Genomic DNA, 25,525 nt, shown 5'->3' with positions numbered 1-25,525 from the left:
CGGCACGCGATGTTTCAATTTTGTACCTCGCCCGGCAGGGCGCGAAGCTGTTAACGCAATTTGAGCGTAGTGAGTGCAAACAATGCAAACACTAACGCGCCAATCCAGAAGCGCGCAATGACTTTTGACTCAGCCCAGCCGAGCTGCTCGAAGTGGTGATGAATGGGCGCCATTTTGAAGATGCGCTTTTTTCGGAGCTTGTAACTACCCACCTGAAGTATGACGGAAAGCGCTTCAATGATGAAGATTCCGCCAATAAAGGGTAGTAGCAACTCCTGGCGGATGCAGATGGCCACCGTGCCGATGGCGCCGCCGAGAGCGAGCGAGCCGACATCGCCCATGAAGACTTCCGCCGGATGGGCGTTATACCAGAGAAAGCCGATGGATGCGCCGACCATGGAGCCGCAGAAGATGGTGAGCTCACTGACAAGCGGCATGCGCTGGAGTTCGAGGTAATCGGCATAGACGACGTGGCCGCTGACGTATGTGAGGACTGTGAGCGCGCCGGCGGCGATGATAGTGCAGCCGATGGCCAGACCATCGAGGCCGTCCGTGAGATTCACGGCGTTGGACGAGCCGAGCAGCACGAAGACAACCCACGCGACAAAGGGAACGAAGGCAAGCAGCGCGAGGTGCGGTACATGATCGAACCAGTGAAGCATGAGGTCCGGACGCCAGCTTTTGAAAAATGGCACGGAAAGGGCGGTCGAAAACATACGGAATTGCTGGAGAACGATGAGCGAGGAGGCAACAAGGACTGCGGCAAGAGCCTGTCCGAAGAGCTTGGCGCTGGGGGTGAGGCCGAGGCTGCGGCGCTTGACAACCTTGATGTAGTCATCGGCGAAGCCGACGGCTCCAAAAGCGAGCGTGGCGAAGACGACGATCCAGATCAGGGGATCCGCAGGGTCGGCCCAGAGCAATGTGGGCAGCAGGATGGCGATGACGATCAGCAGGCCGCCCATGGTGGGCGTGCCGGATTTCTTCAGGTGCGACTGGGGCCCGTCATCGCGGACATACTGACCAATCTGAAACTCTCGTAGCTTGCTAATGACATATGGGCCGATGAAAAGCGTGATCAGCAGCGCCGTAAGCGAGGCGAAAACGGTGCGGAAGGTGACGTAACGAAAGATGCGAAACGGATGGAAGAACGGATAGAGCTTTTGATAGAGCAGCCAGTAAAGCAAGGTGCCTCCAAAGGGGGGCTGGAACGCGGATTTCAGTCGATTTTACAGGCCGGGATGCGCTCCGGGGCGAGTGTTCACGGGAGTTTTCTGTGCTGCGTACTGCTTTTGATACGCCGCTTCAAAGAGTTGTTTGCGATCGGCGACAAAGTCGGTGTAACCGGTGGGATCGATGAAAGCGTTTTTGTCGCCATGCTGCAGGCGATCGTACTTTTCCTTCAGATCGAAATAGCTGGAGTGCGCACCGAGGAAGATGTCGCAGGGGAGAGACTTGAGGACGACGAACTGATGGCGGTAGTCATCGGCGATGTGTGGGTAAGTTGGATTGTTGATGAGTTTGTAGCTTTCGAGGACGCTTGGGCTGCCGACGATGACAACGTGCAGAGTTTTGCCTGACTCGGGTTCGTTGAAGGTATAGGTGACTGTGCCGGGCGTGTGGCCCGCGGTAAGGTGCGCAACGAGTGTGGTGCCACCGAGGCTGATTTTGTCGCCGTCATGCAGGGTGCGGTCGACGTGCGTGGGCGGATACCACATGGATTTGTCGCTGCCGAATCGGAAATCGGTGTGGCCGCCTGATTCAATGGCGCGTACGTCGGCATCCATGACGAAATACTTTGCGTGAGTCTGGCGAATAATCTCCGCGCTGCCGGCGGCGTGGTCGGAGTGGGCGTGGCTGATGAGAAGGATTTTTATGTCGCTGAAGTGGAAGCCGAGTGCCTCTACGCTGTGCTTGATTTGCGCGGGCGAGGTGGTGAGGTTGCTGTTGATGAGGATGTTTCCCTGAGGAGTGACGATAAGGAATGCGGCGAGGTCTTCGCTGCCGACGTAGTAGAGATTGCCCGCGATACGAAAGGGTGGGAAGGGACGCGTCCATTCAGGTTGGACGGAGAATGCTTGAGCGTCTGCAAAGGCAGATGCGCAGAGGCACAGGAGTGCTGCGACGAATAAGGAACGGACGAAACGCATTGGGCTACTACTCCTGAGTCGGGCTCTGTGCTGGCGAAGATTGGAGGATTTCTATGGCGCGCTCGAGATGAACGCCGCGCGAACCTTTGATAAGAACTACATCGCCTGCTTGGAGATTTGCTTTGAGCCAGTTGCCGGCAGCTTCAGCATCCGGAAGAAAGGCGGCCGGAACGCCGGCGGTGGCTGCTGCTGTGACAAGATACTCGGCGTTTCCGCGCACGCCCACGACGAGATCAATGCCAGCTTCGGCTGCGGCCCTGCCGCAGGCGGCGTGCAGATCGGGGCCATGTGAACCCATTTCGAGCATTTCTCCGGCGACGAGGATGCGGCGTGTGGCGGGGCGGGCGGCGAGTGTGAGGATCATGGAGCGCAGTGCTTCGGGGTTCGAGTTGTAGCTGTCATTCAGGATGGTTGCGCCGCGGATGGCGAGAATTTCGCCGCGTTTGTCTCCGGCGCTGAGCGCGGATAGCGCGACGATGGCAGCCTCCAGGTCGACACCTGCTTCAAGAGCGACTGCGATGCCTGCCATGGCGTTGAGCGCGTTGTGCACGCCGAGAAGCTGGAGGGTGAGATTGGTTTCACGCTCACCAGCGCGAAGGTGAATGTGGACACCTTCGGCATCTTCAATAGCAGAGAGAATCTGCGGATTGGCGCACGGACCACGACCGTAGTAGACGACCTTGCCGGCGAAGTCGCGGCCAAACTGCGAGACATACGGATCGTCGCAGTTGAGGAAGGCAATGCCGTTTCCGGGCAATGACGCGACGAGCTCAAATTTGGCGCGGGCAATGCCAGCCTGACCGTCCGCAAAGTTTTCAATATGCGCGGTGCCGACATTTGTAACGACGCCCCAGTCAGGCACGGCGATGCGCGCAAGCGCTTCAATTTCGCCGGAGTGGTTCATGCCCATCTCAAGAACAGCGATTTCATGTTCCGGCTCGAGCTTGAGGAGTTGTAACGGCAGACCATAGTTGTTGTTGAGGTTGCCTTTCGATTTATGCACATGAAACTTTGCACTAAGCGCGGTGGCGACGGCTTCTTTGGTAGTGGTCTTGCCTGCTGAGCCGGTGACAGCGACGATTCGCTTGCCCCACTGACGGCGCACGTGCGTGGCGAGAGATTGCAATGCTGTGAGCGGATCTTCCGCGATGAGCAAGGGAATGGCGAGAGCAGCGTCCGGCAGCATGGCGACTTTGAGCCTTGAGACGACGGCAGCGACAGCGCCCCCCTCGATGGCTGCGGTGACGAAATCGTGTCCGTCAAAGCGATCACCGCGCACAGCAAAGAAAAGCTCACCTGGAGCGATGGTGCGGGAGTCAATGGAGTAGCCCTGCGCAATGAGTGCGCCTGCGTTGGAGATGGCGTATGGCGCTTCCAGCACTGCGCCTGCGCCGATTGCCGCCTCGGCCAAGTTGAGTTTCATTGTGTTTCTCCGTAACTCAAACCGTATCCCAGCTCAGCGAGAACTGAGCGGGCAACTTCGGCGTCATCGAAATGAATCGTGCGGTCGGCGAGAATTTGTTCCGTCTCATGGCCTTTGCCTGCGAGAAGAACAACATCGCCGGGTTTGGCGGCTTCAAGAGCGAGATGAATTGCAGCAGCGCGATCGGGTTCGATGATGTAAGGCGTACCCGTAGCCTTGAGAGCGGGCTCGATTTCGGCAAGGATTGCCAGCGGGTCCTCCGAACGCGGATTGTCGCTGGTGGCGGCGACAAAATCGCTTCCCTCACCCGCGGCGTGGCCCATCTTTGGGCGCTTGGTGCGGTCGCGGTCGCCGCCGCAGCCGAACATGGTAATGACGCGATGGCCGGTGGCGACGCCCTTGCGCGCAAGAGAGATGAGATTGCGGAGAGCGTCGTCGGTGTGGGCGTAATCGACGATGACGGAGAAAGGCTGGCCTGCGTGAACGGGCTGGAAGCGGCCGGGGACAGGTTTGAGAAGAGGAACGGATGCGATAAGTTGATCGAATGGGACTCCGCGTGCGTGGGCAGCAGAAAATGCCGCGAGAAGATTTAGGATGTTGACTTCGCCTGCGAGATGCGACTGAATGCTTGCGGAGCCGAATGGAGTTTCGAGCGCGATTTCAGCGCCTGACGGCGTGAGCTTGTAGCTGCAGGCGCGCCAGTCGCCCTGCGCGATACCGTAGGTGCGGACTTCGGCTCCGGCTTTGCTTGCGGCAATTGCAAGTTCTTCGGCGCGTGGGTCGTGCGCGTTGATGACGGCGACGCGCGGAGCCGGATAGCGCGTTCCATCAAAGAGCAGGCGCTTGGCAGCGAAGTATTTGTCCATGGTGCCGTGGTAGTCGAGATGGTCGCGCGTGAGATTAGTGAAGATGGCAACATCGAATGCGATACCGATGGCGCGGCCCTGGTCGAGTGCATGGCTCGACACTTCCGTGATGAGTTCGGTTGCGCCCTGCGCTGCGCCTTCGGCCATTAGTTCAAAGAGGTCACGGGATTCCGGCGTGGTGTGGACCGACGGGCGGATCTGGCCTGCGATGTGATATTCGATGGTGCCAACGAGAACTGTTTTGCACTGAACATGATTGAGCAGCGATTCCGTGAGAAAGGCTGTCGTGGTTTTGCCGTTGGTGCCGGTGATTCCGGTGGCTGCAAGCTTGCGCTCGGGATGATTGAAGAATGCGGCGGAGGCCTGCGCGAGAGCTCGGCGGCCGTGCGCGACTTCAAGAAGGGGAAGGCCAGCGTGGTAGACGAGAAGATGATCGAAGGTCGGGGATGAGTCCGTGATGATGCCGAGTGCGCCGGAGGCGATGGCTTTCTCGACAAAGCGATTGCCGTCTGTTGTGCCGCCGCGCATGGCGACAAAGACCGAGCCGGGGCGGACGCGGCGCGAGTCATACTCGATGCCGGTGATAGACGCATCCGATGCGCCTGCGAAGCCTTCAGAGGCTATTTCCGCGATGAGATTGTTCCAGTTCATGCTGTGCTCGATTGTAGAAGGTTACCTTGCGCAATGAACGACGATGCGCGTGCCGGGAGGGACCATGGTTCCTGCTGCGGGCGCTTGTTCGCGAACAGTTCCGCTGCCAATGACTTGCACTTCAAGGCCAGCATCGCCGACAGCGACGATGACCTGACGCATGGGAAGACCGATGAGCGAAGGCACCTTGAGAGTGTTCGCCGTGGGGATGATGACAGCAGCGGAGGATTGCGGCGGTTGTGCTGCGGCGGGCGACGATGCCGGAGTAGCAGCTGCAGTAGAGGAGTTTTGCACGGGTGCTGAGCTTACAGCAGCGGGCTGAGTTGGAGTGTTGGGTTGCGTGATTGCCTGCTGCGCGGGCTGCTGACGCAGCGGATCGTCGCTGGGCAAATCGTTTATCGCGGCGTAGAGGGCATTTACATCGGCGGAGTCGCCGTGGTCGTCTTCGGCCAAAGACTTTCCGGAAGCAGGGGGCGTTTTCTGTGCGTGCACCGGTTCATCGTGCTGCACGCCAAGGTATTCAAGAACCTGCTGGGCAACTTCCTGAAATACGGGCGCTGAGACCGCTGCCCCGTAGTACGAGCCGCCTGCTTTGGGATTATCCATGACGATGGCGACGGCGATGACGGGATTGTTGACCGGGGCGATGCCAGCGAAAGATGCGACGTGCATGGTCTTCGAATACTTGTGTGTGGCGGGGTCGATCTTTTGCGCGGTGCCGGTTTTGCCGCCGGCGGAGTAGCCATTGAGCTGCGCATCCTTGCCCGTGCCGTAGAGGATGACGCCTTCCATCATCTGGCGCATCTGCGCAGCGGCCATGGTGGAGATGACGCGATGCGCTCCAGTGGGAAGCGGATTGGGAAGCTGGCCGCCGGGCTTGAAGGGCGATGGCTGCAGCTGCGCCGCCGGCTGTGCTCCGGACTGAGGCGCGGACATGAGCACATGCGGCGGAAGATAGATGCCGCCATTGGCAATCGTGGACACCATGGAGACAAGCTGAACGGGCGTTACTGCGATTTCCTGTCCCATTGCTATGGAACCAATTGACGAGGGACCCCACTTGCTCACGGGACGCAGCAGGCCGCGTGTTTCGCCGGGAAGCTCTACACCGGAGCGCGAGCCGAAACCGAAGGAACGCACGTACTCGCTGTACCTGTCCTGACCAACCTTGAGCGCCATCTTGATTGCGCCCACGTCGCTGGAGATTTCGAGAGCCTTGTGCACTGGAATGACGCCGGGGTGTTCGCCCTGATTGTCGTGGATGACGCGCCCGGCAAGCGTGATCAAGCCGCCCTGGCAATCAACTGTGTCATCCGGCTTGGCAACACCTGCATCCATGGCGGCTGAGTAAGCGACGAGCTTGAAGGTGGAACCGGGCTCATAGACATCACTGACGGCGTGATCGCGTAGCAACGCAGGCGTGGTGCGGCGAAATTGATTGGGATTGAAGGTGGGCCGGATGGCAAGAGCGAGGATCTGGCCGGTGTGCACATCCTGAATCACGATCGTGCCATTGTCGGCGTGTGTGCGGTCCATGACGTGATCGAGCGCCTGCTCTGCCATGAACTGAATTTGCTCGTCGATGGAGAGCACGAGATTCTGGCCGGGCTGCGGCTCGCTCTCCGTGGAGCCGAGAATGTGGCGGCGTGCGTCCATGGCGGTGTACATGCGGCCCGGGACGCCGTGAAGCTGTGGCTCGAATTTCTGTTCGATGCCGCCGAGACCGGTGTCGTCGATACCAACGTAGCCGAGCACCTGCGCGGCGATTTCAGTGTTTGGATAGGAACGCTGAAATTCCTTCTGAAAATAAATGCCTTTGAGGTTGAGAGCCTTGATCTTTGCTGAAACGTCCGGCGAAACACGGCGGGCAATCCATGCGAAACCATTGTTTTTGGCAAGGCGCACGGCGATCTGGTCTTCGCTGGTGGGGACGTCAACGGGGTCCGTGTGGACGATGGAAGCCAGTGTGGAGGCCGCGGCCTTTTTGTTCTCTATCTCGGTGGGGACGGCGTAGATAGAATCCACCTGCACGGTCATGGCTAGCTCATGCAGGTTGCGGTCATAGAGGATGCCGCGGCGGGGAGCTACTTCAAAGGTGCGCTGCTGCTGCTTTTGTGCGCGGTCCAGGTAGTCGTGATGATGAACAATCTGCAGCCAGAAGAGGCGAATTGCGATGGAGCCAAGCCAGACGATGAAGAAGAGACAGACGAGCCAGAAGCGCGTACGCCGCAAGGGTACGGTGCGGGGAAGTCCCGAGTTGCGAGTTGAGTAGGAACTCGGGATCCGGTTAGGCATTGCTGCGGGCTGCATCGGCGGATTCACTCCAAGATCGAGTTTAGATGCAGAGGCCGCTTATTGTATGGGCGCGGCCTGCGGTGCGGCTGGAGGCGCGATCTGCGCGAGCGACGGTGCGGCGTTCGTGCTATCCAGAGCTGCATTTGGGTGCACAACCTGCCCGGGCTGCGGAGATGCGAGACCGTACTGGCGCGCCATGTTGTCGATGCGCGAGGGTTGTGTGAGCTGTGCTTCCGAAAGGCGGAGCTGGCGATTCTCTTCGCGGAGCTGATCGAGCTGCTGCTTTTCACTTTCCACGTGATAGGACTTCTCAATGGCGCTGAAGTGCTGAAGGCCATAGACCATGATGAGCGTAAAAAGCACGGTGACGGCGGCGGAGAAGACACGCATTTCGCGGACACGCACGGGATCGGATGCCTTGACGAGGCGCGTGTTATCAAAGTGCCGGGTGAAGTAGAACTCAGGCGTGCGCACTCCGCGACGGCGCGCGGGCTGGCTGGCCAGCACTTCTGTATTGCGCTCTGCAGCGCGTGACCGGATGCTGCGGCCGGTTTCAAAATAAGTTGTCGCTGCTGCCGCCATCTTCTACCTCCGTCTATTCGTGCGTACTGCTTTTTCTGCCGCTCTAAGCTTTGCGCTGCGTGAGCGCGGATTTCGTTCTGTTTCTTCTTCACTTGCCGTGGCCGGTTTCTTCGTTAACAGGTTCCAGATTTCCTTCTGCGCTCCATCGCGTAAACTGTCTTTGACGATGCGATCTTCCAATGAATGAAAACTTATGAGGGCAATTCTTCCGGAGGGCTTAAGCAACCTTGGCGCGGCCTCCATCAAGTCCCGTATTTCGTCCAGCTCGCGATTCACTACGATACGTATGGCCTGAAATGTGCGGGTTGCGGGGTGAATTTTGAATCTGTCCTGTTTCATCGCCGGGGCAGCCTGAGCAACAATTCGCGCCAATTGCGCTGTTGTTGTGACAGGCCGCCCGCGGACAATGGCTCTGGCGATTCTCCGCGACCTCCTTTCCTCTCCGTATTCGTAGATGAGGTTGGCAAGTTCGCCTTCGTTCTCCTCATTTACCACCTGCTCGGCGGTGAGCCCGCTACGCGTGTCCATACGCATATCTAACGGGCCGTCCGCCATAAAACTGAATCCCCTGGGCGCTTCATTCAACTGCATACTGCTTACGCCGAAGTCCGCCAGCAGGCCATCGAGCGATGCAGGCTCGACGTGCTGCTCAATCGAGCTGAAGGCTTCGCCGATGAGCGTGATCTGCGGGGCCTGATCGCCCAGTTCTGCGCAAACCTCGTCGAGCCGAGCTTTTGCCAGCGCGAGGGCTTCGGGGTCGCGGTCAAATGCAATCAGTCTGCCCTTGGGCCCGAGCCGCCGCGCTATTTCCGCGGAATGGCCTGCAAGCCCGAGCGTGCAGTCGACGATCGTGCTGCCGGGCTGCACCCTGAGGAATTCCAAAGTCTCTGTCAAAAGAACGGGCACATGGCGTACATTCGGGTTCGTCATGCGCTCCCCCCCTGAGGGGTTAAACATCTAGTCTTTGCGGCGGAGCAATTCCGCCATTGTGCGGCGATCGTCGGCGGTGAAGCTTTCCGCCTGGAGTGCCGCTTCAAACTTCTGGCGATTGTGGACCTCAATGTGGTCCCTCATGCCAATCACCGTAACTTCAACGTCGTCCAGACCCGCCGACTTGCGCAGCAACTGCGGAAGAACGATGCGAGACTGTGCGTCCAATTCCACTTGCTGACCCCAGTAGCTGGTGCGGGCCAGATATTTGCGGGCGGCTTCTTCAAACTCGCTCGAAGCGGCGAGCTGGTCTTCTCTCTTCTGCCACTCGGGCAGGGGCCATATCTGGGCGAAGTCGCCTTCAACACTGGTCACGTAAAACTCATTCACCTGCGCGGATTCCGCCAGCTGCTTGAAAGCAGAAGGAAGCTTGAGCCTTCCCTTCTCATCGATCTTGGCTGGATGATTTCCGCGAAACATTGCTTTACCTGCTGCCTGAGGCGATTTCGAGTGCCTCGCTGCCGAGATTGCTCAGAAAAGTGAGCATAATTGGTTCAATCGGCGTATCTTGTAACTGAAAATAGAATGTCTTGATCCACTACACTCCATTTAGCTCCACTGGAGTGATATTAGCTTAGATTCATGCTGCAGTGAAAGGAAAAATAGAGGGTTTTGGTTATCCTCCGGAGCGGATGTCAAGGGGAGGAACCAAGCATTACAGCTTGTACAAGTTGAAAATGGGAAACACCATATATAGTGTTTATCGGTTTGATTCTGCCAGTACAAAGTATGTGCGACAGGTGCTTGGCAAGGGTCGACGGTCAGTGTATAGCGAATAAAAAGCGAAATTAAGTTGCCAAAACAAATTCAAACTGCCATTACTTGCCGGATGTTGCGACGGTCAGTCTCTTTTTATGATGACGCTCAAAAACGATAACGATTAGATAGATAAGAACGACAACGTTGATAAGGAAGATGCCGACCCGCACCCAGGTGAAGCGATGCATGAGTTCGCGGATCTCGATGGGCAGAAAAGATGCGGTGATGGCGAGGGTGAGATATTCGGCCCATGCTTTTTCAAGATAGAGACCCACGCCTTCGACGATGCTGACTGCGGCATAACAAAAGGCGCCGAAGCCGATGCGGCGCAGGGCGGGATCGTCGAGGAGCGAGGCTTTGTCGAGGACAAAGTTGACGAAGCGACCTTCAGGATTGAAGCGCAGATCAGAGACGACGCTCGAGAGGACATCGCCGACATCTTTGCCGACGAGGTGCAGCGCGCCGACTCCTACCGCAGCGAAGACCAGAGCGATGAATAACTTATAGGCCGCAATTGTCACCAAGCCTCGGTCGTGACGCTTGCGGGTTCGCGCTATTTGCGTGGAAGAAGTAGTCATGAAGTCGGAGGTAAGGCTGGTTTCATTGTACGGGAAGCGGCAGAAATTATTTCTTCAGCGTCAGCAGAGCCTCGCGATCCAGTACGTTGCCGTCCACGATCAGGTTCGCGATGCGGCGAACATTCCAGGCGGTAGCGGACGGGTCGCCGTCGAGTACGATTATGTCGGCGCGGCGACCGGGAGCGATGAGGCCAAGCTCATTCCAGTTGAACTGCATTGCGTAATTGCTGGTGGCGGCGGCGAGGGCCTCGCGAGGGGTGAGGCCGAGACGAACGAGCATCTCAAGTTCCGTGTGCATGGAGATACCGGGGAAGGCTCCGGATACTGGAGCGCCGGAGGCGGCGAGATAGTGCGGATCAGCCGCAAAGAAAACCTCATTGATGCGCCAGAGACGCATGGCCGATTGATCTGCCTTTTTGCGCTGGCCTTCTTCCATCCATCGCTGTGACATGGCAGGCAGATGATGGGCCCAGTTGGAGATTGGATAATCCAGCTCCCCAGTCTCGCGGTTGGGCGGATTGAACATGCGCACGGGATCGAGAAGCGCCGCGGCCGGCTCATTCCACAGATTGCGATGATCGGGAAGCTGCTGGTAGTAGATGCTGAAGGTGGGCATGAGCGCGGCGTGATGCGCGGCGACAAATTTTGCGTAGGCGCGTACATGCGTGTCAGTGGGCGGCAGGCGTTCGGAGTAATCGAGCGCTGTGGTGGCGGCTGAGCCGAGAGGGTCGTCGACGAGCGGACGTTGCAGCTCGTCGGGTATGACTCCCAGCTCGTAGCGGCCCATGTGGAGAAGCGCGTCAACGCCGGCCTCAATGCCGACACGATAGGGCGTGGAGGCGAACTCGCCATAGGTGACAATGCCCATCTGATGCGCGCGAGCGACGACCAACTGTGTGTTAGCAGCGGTGAGATTGGGACCGAGCCAGAGAACGCGCGTGCCGAGCTTTGCAGTATCGGCGAGCTGTCGGAGCGTGTCCTGCGGGTCAAGCTCGGCGGGACGCGGGCCTTCGTGAAGTTTATCTTTCCATGCAGGCTGGGTGGCGAGCAGACTCCAGTCGTCAGCGATGCCGATGGAATCAAGTAGATAAATATGCGGTGAGGGATCAGCGTGCAGATCGACGTGCCCGCGGCGGTCATCGGAGCTGGCGACGACGGTGGTGACGCCCATGTAGAGATTGGCGTTGGCTTCGGCCTGACCGGCCATTCCGGCGAAACCATCGATGAGGCCGGGGATGATGAATTTCCCGGTGCAGTCGATGATGCGCGCGCCTTTCGGAACGACGACTGTGCTGCGCGGTCCCACATCGGTGATCTTGCCGTCGTGAATGATGACGACAGAATCATGCAGATCGTTTGCCGATTTACCCCAGTTAGTGAGATCGACGATTGTGCCGCCCGAAAGCACGAGCGGAGTGGACTGCGACCAGGAGAGAACGCCGCCGAGAACCAAAGCGAAGAACCAGGCTAAGAAAAGACGATCATGACGCATATAGATAAGTGCCTGAAGTGGATTGTCGCACGACAGGAAGGCGATTCCCCGCGAATGCAGCCGCTGCGGCGACGATGAAGATGGGAAACATCTGAATGGTGTAACGCGGTTCCGGGTTTTCCATCGTGCTTAACAAGAGGCAGCGCATGACGAGATAACCGCCCAGCATCCATGCCAAGGGTACGCGGCGGCGCAGGAAGCCCCATATTGCAGCCAAGACGTAGGCGAGATTGATGAGACCTAACGCGATGGCGGCAACGGTCTGGCCGGGATGGCGGTTCCAGGCCCACCAGTCGACTTCGAGGTCGAATTCGAGGGTGCGGGGACGAAGGAGCATATCGAAGACGCGGAGGATTGGAACGACTACTAAGCATTGGACGGGATGATTGTGAATTCGCTCCTGCGCAAGCAATTCGAAGCGGTTGTCGAGATCGGCGGATATGGAGTGGGTCTGGTTGTACTCGTTGATGAGGGCCTGTGTGCGCTGCTGCTGGGCGGGTGAGTCGAAGGCGCGGGCGGGGATGTCGTCCATGTCGATGGATTCGGAGCCCACGTTCCAGAAGACGTTGGCGGTGGTGACGAACTCGGTGGACCAGGTGCGCAGCCAGTCGTAGAAGCCCTTGTTGAAGCGCTCGCCGGGATCGTTGAGGTGACGCGGCGCGAGGGGCTGGAAGACGTGGAAGGTCTGCCAGTTGCGGAAGGTCCAGAGGGCGATGGGTGCGAGGGCTACGGTGGCGTAGATGAGTGAGGTGCTGATGGCGCGGCGGAGTGCTGCGCGACGCGTGGTGTACCAGAGTAGGCCGGCGGCGAGGGCGATGAATTGGAGGACTCCGTCGGGACGGAGAAGCATGGCGAAGGCGGAGGCGACGCCGGCGAGTAACAAGGACCAGATGCGGTTGGTTTCGTTTTCGGCTAGTGCGCGGCCGGTGGCGTAGATGCCTAGCGAGAGGGCGAAGACGGAGAAGGATTCGGTGAGGGCTATGCCTGCGAAGGCTGCGGTGAAGGGACAGAGCATGGCCAGGGCCAGGGCTATTTCGCCGGCGCGGGGGTTGAGGTAGCGGCGTGCGAACGATGCCAGGAGCAGGCCGGAGAGGATGTCGGTGATGGCTTGCGTGACTAGCAGGGCGGTTTGCCAGGTGGTGGGCCAGATGTGGGCGAAGGCCGATTCGAAGAGGCCGAGGACGATGGGATAACCGGGCAGGCGGAAGAGGGTTGGGGCGAGGTCGCCGGGTGTGCCCTGGCCGTAGGTGCCGTAATGCAGGAGATTGTGGCCGAGCGCGAGGTAGTCGGTGGTGTCGTCGTCCGATGGGCGGGGGAACCAGAGGAAGAGCAGGCGCAGGGCGAGGCCAATTGCGATCCACAGCCAGATTCGGCGGGATTGAGTCAGCCAGCGATCCGATCGGAGCATGATCTGGAGAATACAGGAGCAGGACAGACGCTCACAGAATCTGTGGGAAGAACCCACATCAGAAAATTATATCTTATTGATTTTATGAGGTTTAGCATCCACCGGGGAGTACAGAATTACAAATGTACAGATTCTGTACGGGGTAAAATTTTGCATTTTCCGTTTCTCTAATTCAAGTAAGATACTTATTTTCAAATAGATAGAGATTGTTTTCGGCGGAAAACAGGGTGCGAAAAGTGGGCCAAAACGTGGTGAAAATACATCTTTTGCGCGAGTTTTCAGCGCCGCCGTGGTACGTGATTCGTGAAAGTAGAAGGCCCGATTCCGTAGGAATCGGGCCTTCTTTCTCTGCTGATTATGAGTAAAGCACAAATGGGGTTAATTGCATGCAAAGTTTCTGGAGTGGGTGAGAGGTACGAAAGGACAGTGGACTTTGGTAATGGGTGGGGGACAAGGACTATGGGAACTGAGGGACTGAAGGACTGAAAGGCAAAAGCGGGTCCTTCACTCCGCCTGAAAAACGGCTACGGTCAGGATGTGACGGTCGTTTGTGGGAAAGGGATGGGAGTGCTATCCCAGGTCTCAAAATCGAGACCTGGGGCACCCAAATGTTGGGGTGGAATGAACGAAATGCAACGGCAAAGACAAATGCCCGGCCGGGCCTGAAGGCCCCTTTTCTGCGGTTGAGCGGCTCCGGGGCCTGAAGGCCCCGGCTCCCTCCGGTTGGATGACGGGGCGGCGTTTGTGGTATCCCAGGTCTCACAATCGAGACCTGGGGCACCCGAATGTTGGATGACGGTCGTTTGTGGGAGGGGATGGGAGTGCTATCCCGGCTGGCATTTCTGACAGTTTCGAATAGCGCTGTGCGCTGCGACATTCATTTGGAAATCGGTCTGACATGGCTGAACGTCGCCATGTTCCGACACGAGCAAATTTGCCTAAAAAGTGATCTCAGTTTGTGCCTGTAGATGGACTGTTTCAATGCTTTGCAACAGGAAGTGTTGTACAGGCGAAAAAGCAAGGATGGAGGTGGAAAATGTTTCTCGGCTTGTTTCAAAGGATGGTTGCATGTTTCTCCATGATGTCTCTCGTCGCTTCTCCGACGGTGGCGATGGGGCAGACGGCTCCTCAGGCAGCGGCCGCCTCTGCACCTGCGACTAAACCTGCACCTGCGCCGGACGCGACGGTCGATGCAGGATGGCCCCGTCGGATTGTAAAAAACGGCATCAATCTGGTCTATTACCAGCCCCAGGTCGATAGCTGGGACAACTATCGACTCGTCAAGGCGCGTATGGCATTTTCGTTGACGCCTTCCGGAAAAAGTCAGGTGCTTGGCGTGGTGTCTGTAGAGGCAGGAACGACCGTGGATCAGTCAAGCCGCACGGTTTATCTGCATGATCTGAAGTACACCAGTGTGCGTTTCTCATCCGTCTCTTCTGAAGGACAGGCACAGCTGGAGAAGGACTTTCGAGCAACCGCGCCTGCCGATGGAGAGCCGATCTCGCTGGACCGTCTTATAGCTGACGTGGACAAAGGCAAAGAGCAGGTCAGCGCGCCCACTCTCAAGAACGATCCTCCACAGATTTTCTATAGCGTATCTCCCGCCATTCTGCTGTTGGTCCAAGGCACGCCAGTGCTAAGCCCGATTGAGAAAACAGACCTGCAGTTTGTGGTGAACACGAACTGGGATCTCTTCTTTGAGAAGTCGAAGGGCGACTACTTCCTTCTGGCCGAAAACCAGTGGCTGACCTCTAAAAATCCTGCCGGTCCGTGGACAGCAACCAAGACGCTACCGAAGGATATGGCCAAACTTCCGGCGGGGCAAAATTTTGACGATGTGAAGCGGTATGTCCCTGCGCCAGCCACGGCAGTTGCAGCGCCGCATGTGTTCTACAGCCAGCAACCGGCGGAGTTACTGCTACTGCGAGGCGCGCCGGTTTACACGCGAGTGGCGGGAACACGTTTGCTGTATGTGAGCAATACGGACAACGACATCTTCCTCAACGATGCTTCCAAACAGTTCTACATTTTGTTGTCGGGCCGGTGGTTCAGCTCGTCTTCCATGCAGGGCCCGTGGACCTATGCGAGCGCTAACCTGCCGACGGACTTCACGAAGATTCCGGAAAGTTCAGCAAAGGCCAGAGTTCTTTCGTCCGTGCCGGGAACGGTGGAGGCATCTGACGCTGTGTTGCTGGCGCAGGTTCCAACGACCGTGGTGGTGAATCGCGCCGAGGCCGAAGCCAAGGCGAAGGTGACCTACGATGGGTCTCCAAAGTTCAGCCCCATTGAGAAGACGAAGCTGGAGTACGCAACGAACACTCAGGACAAAGTGATCAAGGATGGAGATATTTACTATCTCTGCTTCCAGGGGGTGTGGTTTATGTCCTCCGCGCCGAATGGTCCCTGGAAGACGGTCAGTTCCGTGCCACAGGAGATTTATTCGATACCGTCAAGCTCTCCGGTCTACAACGTAACGTATGTTACGCAAACGAACGCGACGGCGACGACTGTGGAAAGCAGCACAACCGCAGGTTATTTTGGCATGTTCATTGTGGGAGCGGCAGTGGGCGCGGCGATCGTATATGGCTCGGGATGGTATTACCCGCCCTATGTGTACTGGGGGCCGGGGGCATTCTATCCCGTCTATCGTCCGTGGCCCGCAACTTATGGCGCGGGCGTGGTCTACAACCCATGGAATGGGGGATGGGCGGCGGGACGCGGAGTGTATGGACCCTACGGCGCGGCGGGGTCGTCAGCCTGGTACAACCCGGCGACTGGAAGATATGGGCGCTCTGCAAGCGTGCAGGGATGGTATGGCGGACGTACGGTGGCCTCGGCGTATAACCCCTGGACGGGCGGATATGGAGCCACTTCACAGGGGCACAATGCCTATGCGCAGTGGGGAAGCTCAGTGGCGACGCGCAACGACAACACGATACAGACGGGACATGTGACGACGGCGAACGGAACCATAGCCGGATACAGAACTTCGAACGGACAACACGGTACGGTGTATCACGGCGACAACGGAACTGTGGTTCATGGAGCGAACAACTCCGTTTATGCGGGCAATGACGGAAATGTATACCGTCACGATGCCAATGGCGGATGGAGTCAGTACAGCAACGGGAACTGGAACACGGTGGACACCTCAGCTGCAAAGCAGAAGGTGGACGCAAACCATCCGAATGCTTCGACAGCGCGACAGAATGGTGCGGGTAAGACGTTGAGCGGAGCTACGAAAGCGGGCAGCGGAATCAATAGCGGCACTTTGCAGGGGCTTGATCGATCCAATTCGGCGAGAGAGCGAGGCCAGAGGGAGTCTGGGCGATTCCAGAATTTTCGTCGAGGCGGGGGAAGATTTCGCCGATAGGTTTTTCTCACAGCTGGGGGCGAGTGGAGCGAGCAAAAGCAAGAACAACCGCAGGTCCTTCGACTCTCCGGTCACGCGATGCGTGACCGGCTTCGCTCAGGATGACAGTTGTTTATGGGGAAACGCGCGGAAAAATATTCTCACCTATATGGCTTAATGCACGAATGCTAAAATTCGGCTGATCTTCAGCACCAAAATTATTGCGCCGCATTCCGTCGGCGAAGAATGCGCGCGATTCAGGGTCCGCTTCAACAGCGCTTGGAAGAAGTGTCTGAACAGCAAGTTCACCGTTTCGATAACCATGGCATCGAGTCGTCACAGATGGCGCTCGGGCCAAGAGGAGAATACTTATGAGCCAGGTCAAGATCGGTTGTGTTTACTGCCCACCTCCCCCTCAGGAGCATCCGTTTGGTGAGGGAAAGCACGACTGGAAGATGCATCCGTCGTGGACTGCGGGAGTGGACGCCCTGAATACTTACAGCGAATGGGTAAGCGCCGTTGTATTACCCATCGCCTTCCAGTGGATCGAGGAGCACAAGGAAGAGGTTTATAAGACGGTTCCGGACGAACTCCGAGATGATGTGGGCGTGGTGATTGCTGCCGCATTCAAGCTGATCCAGGAGCTCGAGGCGTACAAGAACGGTCTGGCGAAGAGGACGGATTACGAAGCGGCTGCAGCGAATGAACCGGAGGGCAGAGCGAAGATCAATCCGGTATGGACGGGCATCGCGAAGAAGATTCGCGCCTGCACGGAAGACGCATTTGAAGAGCAATCCGCGGTTCTGGGCGACCCGTCTGAATAGTACAGAGACACGGACAATCCTGCTGCCAGCGATCGAAACCAGACCGCTGGCAGCGGGAAACTAGCTTCGATGAAGCGGTGTATTCATTTCGATGGGAACGATGCAATTGCGTCCACTCTTTTTGGCCTGATAGAGAGCTGCATCGATGGTCCGGATTACGGTCTCCGTTTCATAGTGAGACGAAAAGGCCGAGGTTACACCGAAGCTAGCAGTTACCTGCAGGATGGTTTCGCCATCCACGACGCGCGCCGACTCCACCGCCTGACGGAGCTGTTCGGCACGGTGAAGTGCGTTCTCCATGCCGCAGTTGGAGAGGAGGATTAGAAACTCCTCGCCGCCGTACCGGCCCGCGTAATCATAGGGACGCAGATAGTGCGTGAAGATTGCGCCGATCTCCTTCAGGACAAGATCGCCTGCGAGGTGGCCGAAAGTATCGTTGATCTTCTTGAAATGGTCGACATCGACGAGGATGACGCTGAGCGGTGTTTTATCACGTGTGGAACGGCTGATCTCTTCGCCCAGGCGATCGACGATGGCGCGATGATTCCAGAGGCCGGTCAGACCATCGTGCTCGGCCTGATGACGCATGCGGTTGCTTTCGTGCAGCAGCTCCAGCTTCTCGAGTTCCAGCGCATCCTGCCGGCGCTGGTCCTCGCGGATGCTGTTATAGACCGCGTAGACAATAGCGATGAGGAGCAGCGATCCGGCGAGTGTGGAGAGGCTGATTCCATTGTCGTCAATGAAAAAAAGGGGCGAGTCGATTCTGGACGCGATAGGCCAGGCGGTAAATTGGCGGCCTTGTTTGACGACGTTGACGAAGACGATCATCATTCCGTCGAGAAAGGCGAGGATGGCTACCAGCCAGCGGGCCGGATTAAAATGCCTGCGATGAAAAAACGCATAGCCCACCAGGAACAGCGGAAAAGCTTCAAGCGCAACCGAGATGGCAGTTGATATCGCATCTGAGGTCTGGGCGAATCCAGTCCACTGGGGATTCCATGTGAGGACAACCAGGATTCCGTCCAAGACAGAGTTGACGAAGTACACGCAGGCGAGGGTGCGCGTGAGGCGGCAAATGGCGTGGTTCTCACGGAGAGGAAGAAGCCAGAGGAGGAGAAACCACAGCGATATATCCTGTACGGCGCCGACAAGCTGGTCTGCTCCCATGGCCAGACCATAACGCCATCCCATGTGTGCGTTGAGGAGCAGGACAGTTGCCGGTTGAGCAAGAGCAAAGCCCGCGGTCCAGAAGAGAATCCATCGGGCAGGAGCCCGCAACCAGAGAAGAAAACTAAGGAGAGCAATGACGGCGCAGAGAAGATTGGCGCCAAAGTGGAGTTGGCGGCTACGCAGCCACTGAAACTCATGTGCAGCCCTGGCAGTGGCAATTGCTTCAGAACTGCCCATGAGAGGAGCCGCTTCAAAACCGCCATTCTCGCCGGAATCGTCGGAGAGCAGCGGAGCCTTCCAGACGCGCACGGCGAGAAGACCGTGCTGAACCTGACTGTGCTGAACCGGGTCAAGGCCAAAGGTCTGCTCCGGCTGCGAAGTGTACCAGACAGCGCGGGGCGGCAGCTTGCCGTTGCGGCCGATGAGTGAGCCGTTCCAGTAGATTTCATAAGCATCGTCGATTCTGGGCACCAGGAGCGAGAACCGGGGCGGCACGCCGGGAGCCGGGGTGAAGGCGATGTAGCAGCGGTACCAGGCAAAACCTGTGAGACGGACATGGCCCTGAGCGCCCCAGGACTGGTTCGCAGTGAGTTGTTCCCAGGCAGAGCTGTCGAAGGCTGGATTGGCCCATGCGGGATCGTCACCGGGATGAAATTGCCAGGGGCCGCTGAGCGGGAAGGTTCCCTTGCCCAGCCCGTCAATGACGACGGGGGCAACCGGTGGGGACTTTGCGCCTGCCTGCTCCGCATGCAACCAATGGCAAGCAAAGGCAAGCAGAGCGATCGCAGCTATCCGGCGGAGGGGGAAACCGCATGGGGGCATACTACTCAGCATACAAATTGATCATCGGCTGGACACAGAAATTTTAGATGGGTTGGGATGGAAGAGGCAAAAGACAACAGCAAAAACAACCGCAGTTCCTTCGACTCGTTTGGCCGCACAGCAGCCAAACTTCGCTCAGGATGACATACCATTTTCGGCGGAGTCAGCTTGCCACAAGGGTGCGGCGTTTGCGGGAGGCGAGGAGCGGGACGAGCTGCGTCCAGGCTTCCTCCACGCTGACGCCGTATTTCTGGCGGAGGGCATCAACCTTGCCGTGCTCGATGAACTGGTCGGGCCAGCCGATGCGGACTACCGGGACACGGCAATCCATTTCTTCGAGGGCTTCCATGACGGCGGAGCCGAAGCCGCCGGTTTTGACGTGATCTTCAAAGGTGACGAATGCGGCGACGCGGTTGGCAAATTTTGCCAGCATCTCGCGGTCGAGGGGCTTGACGAAGCGAGGATTGATGAGCGCTGCGGAGAAGCCTTCGCGGCTGAGGCGCTGGGCGAGATCTTCGGCGAGCGGCATCATGTTGCCGAGGCCGAGAATAGCGACATCAGAGCCGTCGGAGAGGATCTGGGCTTTGCCGATGGGGAGCGGCTGGGGTGCGGGCTTGCGCTCGGCTGGACTCAACTGAGCTGTACTTGATTGGACTGGACTCGACTGGGCTGTGCGGGGTACGGCTCCGCGGGGGTAGCGGATGGCGGAGGGACCGGGGAGACTGAGCGAGGTCTTCATCATGTCAGCCAATTCGTCTTCATTGCCGGGGGCCATGATGGTCATGTTGGGGATGCTGCGCAGGTAGGCGATGTCGAAGAGGCCGTGATGCGTGGGGCCGTCGTCTCCGGAGAGACCGGCGCGGTCCATGCAGAAGAGGACGGGCAGCTCCTGCAAAGCGACGTCATGGACGATGGGATCGAAGGCGCGCTGGAGGAAGGTGGAGTAGATGGCGCAGACGGGGCGAAAGCCGCGCGTGGCCATGCCGGCGGCGAAGATGACCGCGTGCTCTTCCGCGATGCCGACGTCGAAGTAACGCTTGGGGTGGTGCGGGCGGAAGTGATCGAGGCCGGTGCCATTGGGCATGGCGGCGGTGATGGCGACGACGCGCGGGTCCTGATTGGCCAGCTGGACGAGGGTGTTGGCGAATGCCTCCGACCAGGTGAGCTCGCCGGGCTTGGTTGTGCCGGTTTCGGGATCATAGGGTCCGAGGCCGTGGAATTTCTTGGTGAGGTCCATGGCGGGCTGGAAGCCGCGGCCTTTTTGCGTGAGGATGTGAAGCAGGACGGGGCCTTGTGCGTTCTTGAGGAATTTGAAGGTTTCGACGAGCTGCGGGAGGTTGTGGCCGTCGATGGGGCCGTAATACGTGACGCCGAACTCCTCAAAGAGCACCGAGGGCCAGAGCATGCTTTTGGCTGCTTCTTCCGCGCGGCGCAGGACGTTGACGGCGGTTTTGCCGCCGAGCTTTTTCACGATGCGCTGGGCGGAGTTGTGCAGCTGCTGGTAGTGCTCGTTGGTGACGATCTTGTGCAAGTAGCGGGCGATGGCGCCGACGTTACGATCGATGGACCACTCGTTGTCATTGAGGACGATGATGAGGCGTTTGGTCTGCTCGTCGATGTTGTTGAGCGCTTCAAAGGAGATGCCGTTGGTGAAGGCCGCGTCTCCGGCAACGGCGACGACATACTCCTCGCCTCCGGCGAGATCGCGGGCTGCGGCCATGCCGAGCGCGGCGGAGAGAGCGGTGCCGGCGTGGCCTGCGCCGTAGGAATCGTGCTCGCTTTCTGTGCGGAGCATGAAACCGTTGAGGCCGGCGGGCTGGCGGATGGTGTCGAAGCGGTCGCGACGGCCGGTGAGGAGCTTGTGCGTGTAAGCCTGGTGGCTGACGTCAAAGACGAACTTGTCCTGCGGCGTGGAGAAGACGTAGTGCATGGCGAGGGTGAGCTCGACGACGCCGAGGTTGGGACCGAGATGACCGCCGGTTTTGGCCAGCGATTGGATGAGAAAGGCGCGAATCTCCTCTGCCAGGGTCTCCATCTGCGCGAAGCTCAAGAGTTTGAGGTCGGCTGGCGAGTGGATTGAGTCAAGCAGTGATTCCATGAAGTTCCTTAACGCCGGCGGATGGCATAGGTTGCAGAGAGGAATGCTTCCCTGCCCTTTTTTGCTGCGCCGTGGCCTATCTTTCAGTATATCAACGTGGAGATTTTGAAAAACGCCCCACCAGGGCTAAAGCCTTATGAAGTCTTTATGTCTTTTTTGCATGGCTGAAGCTATGCCCTGACGCAAAACCTCCGCAGCGATTAGACGCCTTTGCCGCTAGATTGGATTTAGGATGAGGGCGGAGAGGTCCATGAAAATGAGGCTGAGATTTCTGGGGGGACTGGTTCTGGCAACGGCAGGGCTGGGTTCGGCGTGGGGGCAGATGCTGACGCCGCAGGCGCCGGCGAGCACGATGAATCCGCTGGACCCGACGATGCGGCCGGGCAAGGCTGTGCTGCTGGACCTGGAGGCGAAGTTTGCCAAGGACGTGGCGGAGCGCGGGGGCGAGGCGTTTGCGACGTGGTTTGCCGAGGATGGGGTGTCGCTGAGCAATGGGGCGGCTCCTCTGATTGGGAAGGTGGCGATTGCGAAGTCGGCCAAGTGGGACCCGAAGACTTACCAGCTGACGTGGACGCCTACGGATGCGGCGATGGGGCCGAGCGGCGATATGGGGTATACGTGGGGGCATTATGAGGGCAAAGGCAAGGATGCGAATGGGAATCCGGTGCTGACTGCGGGGCGATATATGACGATCTGGCGCAAGGGGAGCGATGGGAGCTGGAAGGTGGTGCTGGATGCCGGGGCGAATGATGTGCCGGAGGGTGGGGATTGTTGTAAGTTGCCGGGGAGCTAGTGGTTGATGGTTCGTGATTCGATGGCAATGGATAGACGGTGAAATTGGCTGTTGTGGTATCCCAGGTCTCCAAACTGGAGACCCTTCGACTACGCTTAGGGCATGCTCTAGGGCACCCGATGCTTGTGGTGAAACGGACGAAGAACAACAGCAAGAACAACCGCAGGTCCTTCGACTTCGCAAGCCACGCTTTGCGTGGCCTGCTTCGCTCAGGATGACAAACCATATTTATCGCTCAGGATGACACTCATTGATTCGAGAGTCAGGGGATCAGTTGGGTATAGACGATAGTGGTTATCCTTGCTGATTCTTCATCGCGTGCTGGGAGATTCATTATGGATGCGCGTGAGAGAATTCGGGGACGGCGTGCGGGGTGTGTCGACCTAAACTTTAAGCGCCGCGGATAAGACTGAAAAACTATGTCGATCACCGGCAACGCACTGAATCTGCTGTTTGGCCGCCCGCTGGCTACGAGCGAAGAGCGCGCTGAATCGATTGGCCCGGCGGCGGGCATTCCGATCTTTGGCCTGGATGCACTGAGCTCGGCGGCTTATGGTCCTGAGGCGGCGCTGATGCTGCTGATTCCGCTGGGGCTGGGCGGCGTGCATTACATTGTGCCGATCAGTATGGCCATCATCATTCTGATGATCATCGTCTTCTTCAGCTACCGGCAGACGATCGAGGCGTATCCGAATGGGGGCGGTTCCTACACGGTGGCCTCAGAGAACCTGGGCCGGAAGGCGGGGCTGCTGGCGGCGGCGGCGCTGATGATCGATTACATCCTGACGGCAGCGGTGGGTATTTCGGCGGGCATTGGCGCGCTGGTTTCCGGCGTGCCGAGCCTGCAGCCTTACACGCTGGAGATGTGCCTGGGAGCGCTGCTGATCCTGACGATTGTGAATATGCGCGGCGTACACGATACGGGCCTGGTGTTCATGATTCCCACGCTGATGTTTACCGGCACGCTGCTGATTGTGATTGCGGTGGGCCTGGCGCGGGTGGTGGCTTCCGGCGGCCATCCACACCCGATGGCGCCGATGCCTGCGATCCCTCCGGCGACTGAAGCACTGAGCTTATGGCTGCTGCTGAAGGTGTTTTCTTCCGGCTGCGCGGCCATGACCGGCGTGGAGGCAGTGAGTAACGGCGTAATGGCGTTTCGCGAGCCGCGAGCGAAGAACGCGAAGATCACGCTGACGATCATCATTGCCTTGCTGGCCATTATGCTGGCCGGGATGGCATGGCTGTGCAACGCCTACGGCATTGCAGCGATGGACCCCGACAAGCCGGGTTATGAAAGCGTGCTTTCGATACTGACTCACGCGGTGATGGGCCATGGATGGTTCTACTATTTGACGATTGCCTCCGTGCTGCTTGCACTGACACTGTCGGCGAATACGGCGTTTGCGGATTTTCCGCGGCTGACGCGGGCGATTGCGCATAACGACTACATGCCGCATGTGTTTCTGCTGCGCGGGCGGCGGCTGTTGTACTCGTGGGGCATTTATGTCCTGGTGACGCTGACGGCGGTGCTGCTGATTATCTTTCGCGGCGTGACGGACCGGCTGATTCCGCTGTATGCGATTGGCGCGTTTCTGGCGTTTACGCTTTCACAGGCCGGGATGGTGGTGCACTGGTGGAAGCAGGACAGGACGAAGACGCGCGGTGTCGGGCTGAAGATGCTGGTGAACGGACTGGGCGCGTCTGCCACAGGCATTACAACGCTAGTGGTGCTGGTGGCGAAGTTCCTGGATGGTGCATGGATCACAGTGCTGCTGGTGGCGGGGCTGATCCTGATGATGAGGTCGGTTCGACGGCATTATGACATCGTGGATGAGGAGTCAGTGCTTGACCGTCCGTTTGCACGAGCGGAAAGAGGACATCCGATCATGATTGTGCCGGTAGATAAATGGAACCGGATTACGGAGAAGGCACTATCGTTTGCACTGGCGATGTCAGACGATATTCGCTGCGTGCATGTGCAGGTGGCGGACGAGCCGGATACGATCTGCTCGACGTGGGATGAATATGTAACGGCACCGCTGAAAGCCGAGGGCCGTGCGGTGCCGCAACTGAAGGTGATCAAGTCGCCCTACCGGACGATTCTGCAGCCGATTCTGGACTATATCCACGAGGTGGAGCGCGAGACGGAACACCAGAAGATCTGCGTGCTGGTTCCGGAGATGATGGTGAAGCACTGGTGGGAGGGATTGATGCACAACCATCGCGCCGGGCTGCTGAAGGTCCTGCTGCTGGTCAAGGGAAATCCGCGGACTTTTGTGATCAACATTCCGTGGTACCTGGATGTGCATTCTCGCTGAGGGCTGAGGCTGGCTTTCGTTTTGATGCGCGGGACGTCCCAAGACTGGGCCGGTTTCGGCTTCTATGGAAGCAGGCCAATCTGGATTCCGCATTCCCTCAGGGGCTAAAGCCCTGTATTTTGCGGGTGTAAATGTACGGGCTAAAGCCCGTACCCTTCAAACAAACCAATCCGCATTCCGGCTTCGTGGAAGCAGGGGTAACGGGATAGTCTATAGAGGTACCGGACCACGCCAATGGCAGCTGCTCCATCGGGAGCGGCGAGCGTGTGCCGATTGAGGAGAATTAGCCTTTGAAGAGCAAGTGGTTGATTTTGTTGTTGGCCGCGGGAATGCCGCTGGCCGCATTGGCCCAGATTGCACCGGATAAACCGGCCCCTGCGGCAAATCCCGATGCCGAACTGAAGTGGAAGGCATACGCAGGCGTAAGTTATACGAGCATTAACCAGGTAAACCAGTCGCGGTATGGGTTGATTGGCGCAGACTTTGGAGTGGTTCGCGATTTTGGCCGGTTCTTTGCCGTGGCGGCGGATGGTTCGTACTATCCGGGCTCGTATGCGTCAGGGAATCCTGGAGACCCGAAGGTGAGCATGGTTCTTGCCGGTCCTGAGGTGCATGGGCCGATTTTCGAGAAGTGGAGCCTGTTTGGACGCGTGCTGATTGGCGGCGCACATACGGGCGGCACGGGACAGACGCCGGATATTTCCTTTGCCGGCGGGGTGGGCGGCGGCCTGGAGTACCAGTGGAGTCACCGGATCTCATTCCAGCTTTACGGCGACAACATTGCATCGTCCTTTTCGCTGACCGATAACACGCCGGAACAGGGCAACTCACCGCATCGGCGATGGAATCCTCGGGCCGGGATCAACGTGGGTTACAGGTTTTAGAGATTCTGGAAATTTGGGTGAAACAAGATGCGGCCCGAGTCCTGACGGATTCGGGCCGTTTTGTCTTTACTCG

Annotated in this window: 18 protein-coding genes; 5 read left to right on the top strand and 13 right to left on the bottom strand. The window is 58.3% G+C overall.

Annotation, left to right across the window (positions count from 1 at the left end):
* Positions 1–50: 50 nt before the first annotated feature.
* The 11 genes from mraY to VO84_RS23205 form a co-directional block, all read right to left on the bottom strand.
* Positions 51–1,184 carry a phospho-N-acetylmuramoyl-pentapeptide-transferase gene (gene mraY / locus VO84_RS19765; protein WP_058189509.1) on the bottom strand — a complete coding sequence of 378 codons (1,134 nt, stop codon included), beginning with the start codon at positions 1,182–1,184 and terminating at the stop codon, positions 51–53.
* Between the two features lie 42 nt (positions 1,185–1,226).
* A complete protein-coding gene (gene bla, locus VO84_RS19760; RefSeq protein WP_058189508.1) occupies positions 1,227–2,147 on the bottom strand; it encodes a subclass B3 metallo-beta-lactamase in 921 nt (306 codons plus the stop codon).
* Positions 2,148–2,154: 7 nt separating this feature from the next.
* Positions 2,155–3,570 carry a UDP-N-acetylmuramoyl-tripeptide--D-alanyl-D-alanine ligase gene (locus VO84_RS19755; protein ID WP_058189507.1) on the bottom strand — a complete coding sequence of 472 codons (1,416 nt, stop codon included), beginning with the start codon at positions 3,568–3,570 and terminating at the stop codon, positions 2,155–2,157.
* The gene (locus VO84_RS19750) at positions 3,567–5,087 is read right to left on the bottom strand and encodes a UDP-N-acetylmuramoyl-L-alanyl-D-glutamate--2,6-diaminopimelate ligase (RefSeq protein WP_058189506.1); all 1,521 of its coding nucleotides are present in this window, start codon (positions 5,085–5,087) and stop codon (positions 3,567–3,569) included. Before VO84_RS19750 ends, VO84_RS19755 begins: the two co-directional genes overlap by 4 nt.
* A 21-nt stretch (positions 5,088–5,108) precedes the next feature.
* Positions 5,109–7,409 (bottom strand): penicillin-binding protein, encoded by a 2,301-nt coding sequence (locus VO84_RS19745; RefSeq protein WP_331458454.1) that lies wholly within the window; start codon positions 7,407–7,409, stop codon positions 5,109–5,111.
* Positions 7,410–7,439: 30 nt separating this feature from the next.
* A complete protein-coding gene (locus tag VO84_RS19740; protein ID WP_058189505.1) occupies positions 7,440–7,964 on the bottom strand; it encodes an FtsB/FtsL family cell division protein in 525 nt (174 codons plus the stop codon).
* 3 nt (positions 7,965–7,967) lie between these two features.
* On the bottom strand, positions 7,968–8,894 hold the full coding sequence (gene rsmH / locus VO84_RS19735; protein WP_058189906.1) for a 16S rRNA (cytosine(1402)-N(4))-methyltransferase RsmH: 927 nt from the start codon (positions 8,892–8,894) through the stop codon (positions 7,968–7,970).
* Positions 8,895–8,921: 27 nt separating this feature from the next.
* Positions 8,922–9,374, bottom strand: a complete 453-nt coding sequence (locus VO84_RS19730; RefSeq protein ID WP_082662222.1) for a division/cell wall cluster transcriptional repressor MraZ — start codon at positions 9,372–9,374, stop codon at positions 8,922–8,924.
* Between the two features lie 398 nt (positions 9,375–9,772).
* Positions 9,773–10,291, bottom strand: a complete 519-nt coding sequence (locus VO84_RS19725) for a DUF2127 domain-containing protein (RefSeq protein WP_082662221.1) — start codon at positions 10,289–10,291, stop codon at positions 9,773–9,775.
* A 46-nt stretch (positions 10,292–10,337) separates the two neighbouring features.
* The gene (locus VO84_RS19720; RefSeq protein WP_058189503.1) at positions 10,338–11,783 is read right to left on the bottom strand and encodes an amidohydrolase family protein; all 1,446 of its coding nucleotides are present in this window, start codon (positions 11,781–11,783) and stop codon (positions 10,338–10,340) included.
* The gene (locus tag VO84_RS23205) at positions 11,773–13,191 is read right to left on the bottom strand and encodes an ArnT family glycosyltransferase (protein ID WP_058189502.1); all 1,419 of its coding nucleotides are present in this window, start codon (positions 13,189–13,191) and stop codon (positions 11,773–11,775) included. The genes VO84_RS19720 and VO84_RS23205 overlap by 11 nt, the downstream gene beginning before the upstream one ends.
* A 1,036-nt stretch (positions 13,192–14,227) precedes the next feature.
* Between VO84_RS23205 and VO84_RS19710 the strand changes: the two genes are divergently transcribed.
* Positions 14,228–16,564: a hypothetical protein gene (locus VO84_RS19710; RefSeq protein ID WP_058189501.1), complete on the top strand. Its 2,337-nt coding sequence runs from the start codon at positions 14,228–14,230 to the stop codon at positions 16,562–16,564.
* 350 nt (positions 16,565–16,914) lie between these two features.
* A complete protein-coding gene (locus VO84_RS19705; protein ID WP_058189500.1) occupies positions 16,915–17,367 on the top strand; it encodes a hypothetical protein in 453 nt (150 codons plus the stop codon).
* A gap of 60 nt (positions 17,368–17,427) precedes the next feature.
* Here the strand turns inward: VO84_RS19705 and VO84_RS19700 are convergent, their stop codons facing one another.
* Together VO84_RS19700 and dxs are read right to left on the bottom strand one after the other, a co-directional pair.
* Positions 17,428–19,359 carry a GGDEF domain-containing protein gene (locus tag VO84_RS19700; RefSeq protein ID WP_058189499.1) on the bottom strand — a complete coding sequence of 644 codons (1,932 nt, stop codon included), beginning with the start codon at positions 19,357–19,359 and terminating at the stop codon, positions 17,428–17,430.
* Between the two features lie 163 nt (positions 19,360–19,522).
* Positions 19,523–21,457 (bottom strand): 1-deoxy-D-xylulose-5-phosphate synthase, encoded by a 1,935-nt coding sequence (dxs, locus tag VO84_RS19695; RefSeq protein ID WP_058189498.1) that lies wholly within the window; start codon positions 21,455–21,457, stop codon positions 19,523–19,525.
* A gap of 250 nt (positions 21,458–21,707) precedes the next feature.
* Between dxs and VO84_RS19690 the strand changes: the two genes are divergently transcribed.
* From VO84_RS19690 to VO84_RS19680, 3 genes are all read left to right on the top strand, one after another.
* The gene (locus tag VO84_RS19690) at positions 21,708–22,250 is read left to right on the top strand and encodes a YybH family protein (RefSeq protein WP_197414137.1); all 543 of its coding nucleotides are present in this window, start codon (positions 21,708–21,710) and stop codon (positions 22,248–22,250) included.
* Between the two features lie 419 nt (positions 22,251–22,669).
* On the top strand, positions 22,670–24,568 hold the full coding sequence (locus tag VO84_RS19685) for an APC family permease (protein ID WP_058189496.1): 1,899 nt from the start codon (positions 22,670–22,672) through the stop codon (positions 24,566–24,568).
* A gap of 290 nt (positions 24,569–24,858) precedes the next feature.
* A complete protein-coding gene (locus VO84_RS19680; protein ID WP_058189495.1) occupies positions 24,859–25,452 on the top strand; it encodes a hypothetical protein in 594 nt (197 codons plus the stop codon).
* Positions 25,453–25,525 lie beyond the last annotated feature (73 nt).

It is taken from the genome of Occallatibacter gabretensis, assembly GCF_001449115.1.
GTDB classification, from domain to species: domain Bacteria; phylum Acidobacteriota; class Terriglobia; order Terriglobales; family Acidobacteriaceae; genus Telmatobacter; species Telmatobacter gabretensis.
The sequence above is the reverse complement of the archived record's forward strand: the minus strand, read 5'-3'. Positions and strand labels throughout refer to the sequence as shown.

Excerpts from the sequence above, each read along its gene's own strand:
- rsmH (WP_058189906.1), bottom strand. The coding sequence starts at position 8,894 with ATGACGAACCCGAATGTACGCCATGTGCCCGTTCTTTTGACAGAGACT.
- VO84_RS19730 (WP_082662222.1), bottom strand. The coding sequence starts at position 9,374 with ATGTTTCGCGGAAATCATCCAGCCAAGATCGATGAGAAGGGAAGGCTC.
- VO84_RS19740 (WP_058189505.1), bottom strand. The coding sequence starts at position 7,964 with ATGGCGGCAGCAGCGACAACTTATTTTGAAACCGGCCGCAGCATCCGG.
- dxs (WP_058189498.1), bottom strand. The coding sequence starts at position 21,457 with ATGGAATCACTGCTTGACTCAATCCACTCGCCAGCCGACCTCAAACTC.
- VO84_RS19685 (WP_058189496.1), top strand. The coding sequence starts at position 22,670 with ATGTCGATCACCGGCAACGCACTGAATCTGCTGTTTGGCCGCCCGCTG.
- VO84_RS19710 (WP_058189501.1), top strand. The coding sequence starts at position 14,228 with ATGTTTCTCGGCTTGTTTCAAAGGATGGTTGCATGTTTCTCCATGATG.
- VO84_RS19690 (WP_197414137.1), top strand. The coding sequence starts at position 21,708 with ATGAAAATGAGGCTGAGATTTCTGGGGGGACTGGTTCTGGCAACGGCA.
- VO84_RS19725 (WP_082662221.1), bottom strand. The coding sequence starts at position 10,291 with ATGACTACTTCTTCCACGCAAATAGCGCGAACCCGCAAGCGTCACGAC.
- VO84_RS19705 (WP_058189500.1), top strand. The coding sequence starts at position 16,915 with ATGAGCCAGGTCAAGATCGGTTGTGTTTACTGCCCACCTCCCCCTCAG.
- VO84_RS23205 (WP_058189502.1), bottom strand. The coding sequence starts at position 13,191 with ATGCTCCGATCGGATCGCTGGCTGACTCAATCCCGCCGAATCTGGCTG.
- VO84_RS19750 (WP_058189506.1), bottom strand. The coding sequence starts at position 5,087 with ATGAACTGGAACAATCTCATCGCGGAAATAGCCTCTGAAGGCTTCGCA.
- bla (WP_058189508.1), bottom strand. The coding sequence starts at position 2,147 with ATGCGTTTCGTCCGTTCCTTATTCGTCGCAGCACTCCTGTGCCTCTGC.
- VO84_RS19720 (WP_058189503.1), bottom strand. The coding sequence starts at position 11,783 with ATGCGTCATGATCGTCTTTTCTTAGCCTGGTTCTTCGCTTTGGTTCTC.
- VO84_RS19755 (WP_058189507.1), bottom strand. The coding sequence starts at position 3,570 with ATGAAACTCAACTTGGCCGAGGCGGCAATCGGCGCAGGCGCAGTGCTG.
- VO84_RS19700 (WP_058189499.1), bottom strand. The coding sequence starts at position 19,359 with ATGCCCCCATGCGGTTTCCCCCTCCGCCGGATAGCTGCGATCGCTCTG.